Genomic DNA, 7,934 nt, shown 5'->3' with positions numbered 1-7,934 from the left:
CGGAATTGGTAGACGCGCTAGCTTCAGGTGTTAGTGTCCTTACGGACGTGGGGGTTCAAGTCCCCCCCCTCGCACCAGATATCTTATCCTTTCCTGTTGTTCCCCGCTTTCTTTATCCCAGCAGTTTCAGATTCATCATCACCAGCATAATACCGCCTGTCAGCGCAATTCCCGACGGTAGCAGAACAAAATGGCGTAGCCGTTTATGCCAGATCATCGCTGACGTCAGTAATAACCCCATGACAATCAAGCCCCTCCAGGCATTAATTGACAGACCGGCAAAGGCCAGACCCGCAATAATGACGCCGGGGATCAAAACCCCCCAGCCACTTCCCAGCGCTCGCTGCAACATGCTTTCGCCTCTCACAGTGATAATGATAACCAATATCATATGGCATATTTTCTCATTTGTCAGCGGTAATTAAAAAAGCAGCAGTACATTTACTTTCGTGGTAATGACAGACATTCCTTAAGGTGATAAATTGTGCGCCCTAAAAACGAGACCGATGAACACCTGATATTTGCGCCAGTTTTCACGCGCGTTATTTTTCATTTTGGCGATGTAAACTTTTAACCCCAAGTAAAATAACGAAATACTGATATGACAGCACACACATGGCGGTCCTTGAAGAACAAGAAATATCAGCTTTCACTACGGCTGTTTTTGTTCCTCAATTTAGTTTCAACAATCTTCATCACCCTTAGTCCGCTCTATAACGCGCGTGCGCTGACGCTGCCTGTTACGCTACTCGCCTTAACAAGCGCAGGGTTATTGGCGTGGCACTACCGTTATCCGCACAAAAAAATAAATATTGATGCTATCTCAATAGTATCGGGTTGCCTGTGGGCGTGGCACGTTGCCATTAAATATGCGCAGATCGATCCCTCAGATTTTAGCTACCTGATAATTGCCCTGTTGAGTGTGCTATTTATTGGCACAATCTCGTTCCCTAATAACATTAGCGCTTTTACCCTACATTCTTTGCCGATATTTTTGACCAGCTTGTGGCTTAATGATGGTGAGCTGTGGCCACGTATGGTCTATTGCTTCGCGCTGCCCATGGTGGGGATTGCCATTCAGCACGTGATCCAAAAGCGTAACGATCATTTCGCGCAAAGCCTGATGTACAAGCTGCTCGAAGAGCGGGAAACGCTGAACGATCTCAGTATGCTCGATCCATTGACGGGGTTATATAACCGCCGCGGTCTGAAAAACCGGCTGGATACGCTGCTCACGCTGGACTCCGGGCAACATTATGTGTTGCTGATCGACATCGACCATTTTAAAGCCTACAACGATCACTACGGGCATATGATGGGCGATCAGGCGCTAATTCGCGTCTCAGCAGCGATACGTGATGCCGTGCGATCGCGTGATATCGTCACCCGCTTTGGTGGTGAGGAATTTATGGTGCTGTTAACCAGTATCGAAGCGGTCCAGGCGCGTCACATCGCAGAACGCATTCGCCAGCAGGTATACGATCTGAAAATACCGCATATGTTTAACGAAAGTGTCGCCACTAATGTGACGGTGAGTATTGGTATGGCAGAGTTACAAGGTGATGCGGTCGACAGCGCACTGGAAAAAGCGGACAAGGCGCTGTATGAAGCTAAGCATTTGGGGCGTAACAATATTCTGAGCAGCGAAGAAATTCGCTTCGCCTGAGCGCCAGGCGGCAGGCGAAAAACAGTTGCGATCGCTTTTATCTATAGTTAGGATTGGCAATCATTATCATTTAGATTCTTGTCTTCCTGCGTATGGCATACCGTTCCGCACCGATCGCTGAAAATGTTATCTGGCGGGCTCCTTTTACAGAAAAGAGAGTCACGCTGGCGGACGCTATACGCACCACCATTGCTACAAACCGGGCGCATATGCTCGATTTTATTCGCCTGGATGCGTTACCTCCCACCCATGCGATGCCTCTTGCCATCTGGTCTCGCCCGGCAGAGTTACGGCGTCTGCTCGCCATTTACGGCGATCATATCTACCGTAATAAACCGACGCAGGCACGGGAAGATAAACCACTACTCTCACTCTGGGCGCAATGGTATCTCGGATTGCTGGTACCGCCGCTGATGCTGGCGTTGCTAACCGGGGACAGCGTGCCGGACCTTTCGCCTGAACATTTTCATGTTGAATTCCACGAGACAGGCCGTGCGGCCTGTTTTTGGATCGAGGTGATAGAAGATATGCAGGGCGCGTCACTTTCCGCCACCGGGCGCATGGAAAAGCTGATCACGCACGCGCTAATGCCGGTCGTCCAGGCACTCGAAGCGACGGGTGAGATTAACGGCAAGCTTATCTGGAGTAATACCGGCTATCTGATTAACTGGTATCTGGGGGAGATGAAATCACTGCTCGGTGATACGCTGACGGAAACCCTCCGTCAGCATTGTTTCTTCCATAAGCAACTTGAGGATGGCAGTGACAACCCGTTATGGCGCACCGTTGTGCCGCGCGACGGGCTACTGGTGCGTCGTACCTGCTGCCAGCGTTACCGCCTGCCGGATGTCCAGCAGTGCGGCGACTGCACATTAATAAAATAAAGACGTACCCGGTGGCGTGATGCCGCCGGGCAATGCAGGTTTATGCAACCTGTTCCCCTTCTACCCGCGCAGCTTCCTGTGCTTCCTGTTCCAGCAGTTGTTTCTCGTATACTTTAAAGAACGGGAAATAAATGACTGCAGAGACAATCGCCAGCACAATCACCAGAATGGCGGCACGGAAATCCCAGCCCAGCGCCCACGCAGCACCAATAGGTGCAGGAGCCGTCCACGGCACCACGGAAATAACCCGCCCGATCAGATCCATCTTCATCACGCCCCAGGCGAGAACGGCGTTAACCATCGGTGCCAGCAGGAACGGAATAAAGAACACCGGGTTCATGACAATTGGCGTACCGAAAATGACCGGTTCGTTGATGTTGAAAATGCTGGGCACAACACTCAACCGGCCAATTGAACGTAAGTGGGCAGAGCGGCTACGCAGATAGCAAATCACCAGACCCATGGTTGCACCAGAACCACCAACCACAATAAAGAACGTCCAGAACGCTTCCATAAAGATGTGCGGTAGCGGCGCGCCCTGTGCAAGCGCACTCTGGTTCATGCCCAGGTTAGTCAGCCAGAACATTTGCAGCATCCCGGACACAATCGCCGCCCCGTGAATGCCCGCGAACCACAACAGGTGACCAATCAGCACCGCCAGCAAAATAGCCGGCAAGGAATCTGCCGCCGAAACCAGCGGTTTAAAAATAGACATGATTGCCTGCGGGATTAGCATACCAAACTCGCTCTGCAGCCACAGACTCAGCGGATACAGGGTGACCACCACAACCAGGATAGGGATCAGTAGATCAAACGAGTTTTTGATCATCGGAGGTACCGCGTCTGGTAACCGAATACCGATATTATGTGCTTTCAGAAAACGCATCACCTCGACACAATAGATCGCCACAAGAATCGCCGTGAAGATCCCGGTCCCGCCGAGACTATCAACCGGCAGTGCCCCATTGGTTTTTGGAGACGCCACCAGCAGAAAAGCCATGATAGACAGCATCGCGCCCATAAAAGGATCGAGCTGGAATTTTTTCTCGTAATGTTTACCCAGGTTGTAGGCAATGGCCGCACAAATGTAGATGGACATAATCCCCATCGTCATATCAAACGGCGTTAAAATACGCGCTTCATATTGCTTCGCCAGATCCAGCCAGGCACGGGCAAACCCCCAGGTGGTATCCGGGGAAAACGGCGGATAAACAAAAACCAGTAAAAACGACCCAACAATCATAAATGGCATGGCGGAGATAAAACCATCCTTGATTGCCATGACATGACGCTGAGCAGAAACACGGCCAGCGACGGGGCTAACGTAGTTTTCTACGAAGCGGAATATCAAGTTAAACGCAGCATGATTAGCAGACATAGCAGCCCTCCTGACAGGCTATAGACGTAAGCACAGCGGCCCTTATTTTATAGCCGTACGTGCTTCCGCCTTGTGAGCGACGTTGTCTACTGGTCAATTTTCCAGCATATATGCTCATAAGGATAGATATCATGCACGGCTCTTATTATTTCAAAACAGTGGAAGTTACAGTCGTAGTATTAAACTGCATTGCAGTTATCTGCAACCGGTTACTGTAACCGGTTGCAGCGAATGTGAAGGCGATCGATAAATCTTAATATTTCTGGTACCAGAAGGTGGTTATTTACATTGGCCCGATGTATGTGACAGATTAAAACGGATAATAGTCAGGAGATCCTCATGAGTCTGGAATCTGTGCGACAATTTTTTGCCGATCGCGCCCCCGATGTTGAAATAATTGAACTTAGTCAAAGTACTGCCACCGTGGCACTTGCTGCTGCCGCTCACCGCGTTGAGCCTGGACAGATAGCAAAAACTCTGTCTTTAAAAATAAAAGATAAGGTGATCCTGGTGGTGGCAAAGGGTGATGCACGGCTGGATAACAAAAAACTGAAATCCTTTTTTGGTGCGAAAGCCCGGATGCTAAGCAGTGATGAAGTCGTCACGTTGACGGGCCATCCTGTGGGTGGCGTCTGCCCTTTTGGGCTGGAAAATCCACTGGCTGTCTATTGTGATATCTCGTTGCGGCAATATCAGGAAGTGTTACCTGCTGCAGGGGCAATTCACAGTGCAGTCAGGATCGCGCCAGAGCGGATGGCGCAACTTACCGAGGCAACCTGGATAGATGTTTGTCAGTAACACCGCCGGCAAAGGAAGCCACTCCTTTGCCGGGTCGCTGTCTCCTCAGTGCGCGGTAACCGCGCTTTCTGCCATCATGTAGTCTTCACCGGGAACGGATATATTGATCAGAATATCCGCCGCGTGTAAAAGCCCCATATCAGAACTTACCCCCAGTTTCGTCATCGCATTGAACTTATGCGCACGAATGGTTTTGATATTGCGCGCCAGCTGGGTCGCAATTTCAGGCATAGAGTAGCCGTACGCCATGAACTGAAGAATGGCGCGTTCAGTCGGGCTGAGCATACGAGAGCTGCTGACATACCAGTGATTGTGGGCATTAACATTCACCCGACGCGTTTCGCGCAGTAAGGTAACCAATTGTGCCTGCAGAACATCCAGTGAGGCCGTTTTACTGATGATACCGTGTAACCCTGAAGGGGCTAAATGACTGACCAGCCGTGCCTCACGCTCATCGTTAGCTAATATGATCCGCTGTGTTTTTGGATACAGCTGACTTAGCTCGCTTAACAATACCAGTCCTTCACGCCGCTGTTCCCTGCTGCCTGAAAGTGAGTAAATGACTGAAAAAAAACCACGCTTACTCAGCGCCTCTTTTAACTCAAGGTAGTCTCTAAAAAAATGTACCGTATAATTCTCAGTAGAGGCTGCCGCAAACAAATGACGCAGCCCAACTTCGGTCATTCTACAAGGTTCTACGATAGCGACATGTCGCTTTGCGGTGCTTTTTTCCATTCGATTGAATCTCCATAGGCTGAAAATAAATTCAGCTCTTTCATTCCCTGTGCGCTATTTATCCATGCGTACATCTCCGCATTACTGCGTAACGCTAAACGGCGCATTGCACTATTTTTTTGCGCGCTAATGGTTTTATTGCTTTTCTTCAGTAATGCCGCAATCTGGTTAATGCCCCAACCTTTACCAAGAAGGCGCAGTACCTTACGCTCAGATAGCGTCAGCACGGCTAGCGACTCTTCTTCACCGATCGCGTTTTCTGTCTCTACAGCCAGTAACGTCTGGCTAATGCGTTCTGCGGACAATCCTCCCGCATGAATCGCTTTGACCACCTGATCGACTGGCTCGGCATCAGAAAGCAAGGTGCTTTCGGGACGCATCAAGAACTCAACGGCCAGAGGATAGATGGGACGGGAGACAAGGAATATCCAGTGGATATCACGGTATTGCGAGATTAATGCGTAGTATTGCTCACAGAGGGCGCGAGCATGACGAAACTCGCCTGAAAGATCGACCAGCACGACCGCGGCACGGCGAAGTTGAAAAAGCGTTAGCTCTTCAGGAGATCGACATGAGGTAAGTTCATACTCAGGGAAATGCATTTCCATTATCCCGCTCAGCCCGGTTTGCATGACCGGTATTTTGCTGATAATGACGCCGTGCTTGCAATATCCTGATACCATTGAAATAACCTCCGCATCCTGTCGAAGAATCACTTTATTTTATGACTGCATAACATCATTCACGTGAATAAATAATTTTAATATATTCACATGCAACTTAGTGAATCTTTCTCTTCCCTGTAAGTGTCCATTATTGTACATTTAACAATGTGCAACAATCCTGTGTATTACATTATACCTTTCTTAGGACAATGTGAACCTGATAAATATCGCACAATAACAAAAAAAAATTAATCAATTTAAAATTAGAAAAGCAGAAATGCTTTTTAAGGCAAACTAAAAATATTCATTAAGTAAATACTTAATGCTTTTTATAGAAGTGAGACAACTACTTTCCCTGCCGCCACGATCATACAGAACTCGCTGTCACATTGGCCAGCGTGACAGGAAAGAGTAAGCCATGCGGGTTTTTTGCACGTTTTTTGATCTTAGCCACCGCCATCACCCGGCCATTTCATGGTAAAACAGGCCATGCACTGCTTTTTCATTCTTCCATTTCAGGGCCATCCATGCAAGTCGATCAGTCGTTACAGCGGACTATTACGCGGTTATGTATTCAGTGCGGGCTGTTTTTATTGCAGCATGGAGCGGAAAGCGCGCTGGTGGAAGAGCTGTCAACACGCCTGGGACGTGCTCTTGGGATGGACAGCGTTGAAAGCTCGATTTCCTCGAATGCCATCGTATTAACCACGATTAAAGACGGACTCTGTCTGACCTCTACGCGTAAAAACAGCGATCGTGGCATAAATATGCATGTGGTAACCGAAGTGCAACACATTGTCATTATGGCGGAACATAAACTGCTGGATTACCGGGATGTGGAAAAACGGTTCAGCCACATTAAACCGCTACGTTATCCGCGCTGGCTACTGGTACTGATGGTCGGCCTCTCCTGCGCCTGCTTTTGCGTGTTGAATAAGGGCGGCTGGGATGGGGCCTTTATTACGTTTTGCGCCAGTGCTATCGCGATGTACGTGCGCCAGGTGCTCACGCACCGCTCTATGCATCCGCAGATTAACTTTTGTATCACCGCTTTTGTGGCTACTACCGTTTCTGGCCTGCTGCTTCGGCTTCCCTTATTTAGTGACACTTCAAGCGTTGCCATGGCCGCCAGCGTTTTACTTCTGGTGCCGGGTTTCCCCTTGATTAATGCGGTAGCCGATATGTTTAAAGGTCATATTAATACAGGGCTTGCCCGCTGGGCCATTGCCAGCCTGTTAACTCTGGCGACCTGTATTGGCGTCGTGATGGCACTGACGCTATGGGGGCTGCGGGGATGGGCGTGATCGACTTTCTGCTGGCATTGATGCAGGACATGATCCTCTCGGCCATTCCTGCAGTCGGCTTTGCCATGGTATTTAACGTCCCTCACCGGGCGCTTCCCTGGTGCGCGCTGCTGGGTGCAATCGGGCACGGTTCACGAATGGTCATGTTCACTGCCGGTTTTAATATCGAGTGGTCAACATTTATGGCCTCCATGCTGGTGGGCACGATCGGTATTCGCTGGTCGCGATGGTATCTGGCGCATCCGAAAATATTCACTGTGGCAGCGGTAATCCCGATGTTTCCAGGTATTTCTGCCTATACCGCGATGATTTCAGCGGTAAAAATTAGCCATTTTGGCTATTCCGAGGAGCTGATGATTATGCTGCTGACCAATTTTCTCAAAGCCTCCTCAATTGTCGGCGCACTTTCCATCGGGCTGTCTATTCCAGGCCTGTGGCTCTATCGCAAGCGTCCACGCGTATGATCGCAGCGCCGGGAGTCATTCTATAATTGCTTGCAATTAA

The 7,934-nt window shown here is 49.5% G+C and carries 9 protein-coding genes; 5 read left to right on the top strand and 4 right to left on the bottom strand.

The features are described 5' to 3' along the window. Positions 1–112 precede the first annotated feature (112 nt). The gene (locus CHU32_RS12095; protein ID WP_103675773.1) at positions 113–391 is read right to left on the bottom strand and encodes a DUF1435 domain-containing protein; all 279 of its coding nucleotides are present in this window, start codon (positions 389–391) and stop codon (positions 113–115) included. Between the two features lie 210 nt (positions 392–601). On the opposite strand from CHU32_RS12095, the gene CHU32_RS12090 reads away from it, so the two are divergent. Beyond that, positions 602–1,666 (top strand): GGDEF domain-containing protein, encoded by a 1,065-nt coding sequence (locus CHU32_RS12090; RefSeq protein WP_103675772.1) that lies wholly within the window; start codon positions 602–604, stop codon positions 1,664–1,666. Between the two features lie 92 nt (positions 1,667–1,758). Further along, on the top strand, positions 1,759–2,550 hold the full coding sequence (gene fhuF / locus CHU32_RS12085) for a siderophore-iron reductase FhuF (RefSeq protein WP_103675771.1): 792 nt from the start codon (positions 1,759–1,761) through the stop codon (positions 2,548–2,550). Between the two features lie 40 nt (positions 2,551–2,590). On the opposite strand, the gene CHU32_RS12080 is transcribed toward fhuF, so the two are convergent. After that, the gene (locus CHU32_RS12080) at positions 2,591–3,928 is read right to left on the bottom strand and encodes a PTS sugar transporter subunit IIC (RefSeq protein ID WP_103675770.1); all 1,338 of its coding nucleotides are present in this window, start codon (positions 3,926–3,928) and stop codon (positions 2,591–2,593) included. 339 nt (positions 3,929–4,267) lie between these two features. Between CHU32_RS12080 and CHU32_RS12075 the strand changes: the two genes are divergently transcribed. Beyond that, complete coding sequence (locus CHU32_RS12075) at positions 4,268–4,726, top strand: YbaK/EbsC family protein (RefSeq protein WP_103675769.1); 459 nt, start codon at positions 4,268–4,270, stop codon at positions 4,724–4,726. Between the two features lie 45 nt (positions 4,727–4,771). Here CHU32_RS12075 and bglJ read toward each other — a convergent pair whose 3' ends face one another. Both bglJ and CHU32_RS12065 read right to left on the bottom strand, forming a co-directional pair. Beyond that, positions 4,772–5,410: a DNA-binding transcriptional activator BglJ gene (bglJ, locus tag CHU32_RS12070; RefSeq protein WP_103675768.1), complete on the bottom strand. Its 639-nt coding sequence runs from the start codon at positions 5,408–5,410 to the stop codon at positions 4,772–4,774. A gap of 11 nt (positions 5,411–5,421) precedes the next feature. Further along, complete coding sequence (locus CHU32_RS12065; protein ID WP_103675767.1) at positions 5,422–6,144, bottom strand: helix-turn-helix transcriptional regulator; 723 nt, start codon at positions 6,142–6,144, stop codon at positions 5,422–5,424. A gap of 509 nt (positions 6,145–6,653) precedes the next feature. On the opposite strand from CHU32_RS12065, the gene CHU32_RS12060 reads away from it, so the two are divergent. Then, complete coding sequence (locus CHU32_RS12060) at positions 6,654–7,430, top strand: threonine/serine exporter family protein (RefSeq protein WP_103675766.1); 777 nt, start codon at positions 6,654–6,656, stop codon at positions 7,428–7,430. Beyond that, entirely contained in the window at positions 7,421–7,894 is a 474-nt protein-coding gene (locus CHU32_RS12055) for a threonine/serine exporter (RefSeq protein WP_103675765.1), read from the top strand. Before CHU32_RS12060 ends, CHU32_RS12055 begins: the two co-directional genes overlap by 10 nt. Positions 7,895–7,934: the final 40 nt, after the last annotated feature.

This window comes from Superficieibacter electus, from assembly GCF_002915575.1.
Lineage (GTDB): Bacteria > Pseudomonadota > Gammaproteobacteria > Enterobacterales > Enterobacteriaceae > Superficieibacter > Superficieibacter electus.
The sequence above is the reverse complement of the archived record's forward strand: the minus strand, read 5'-3'. Positions and strand labels throughout refer to the sequence as shown.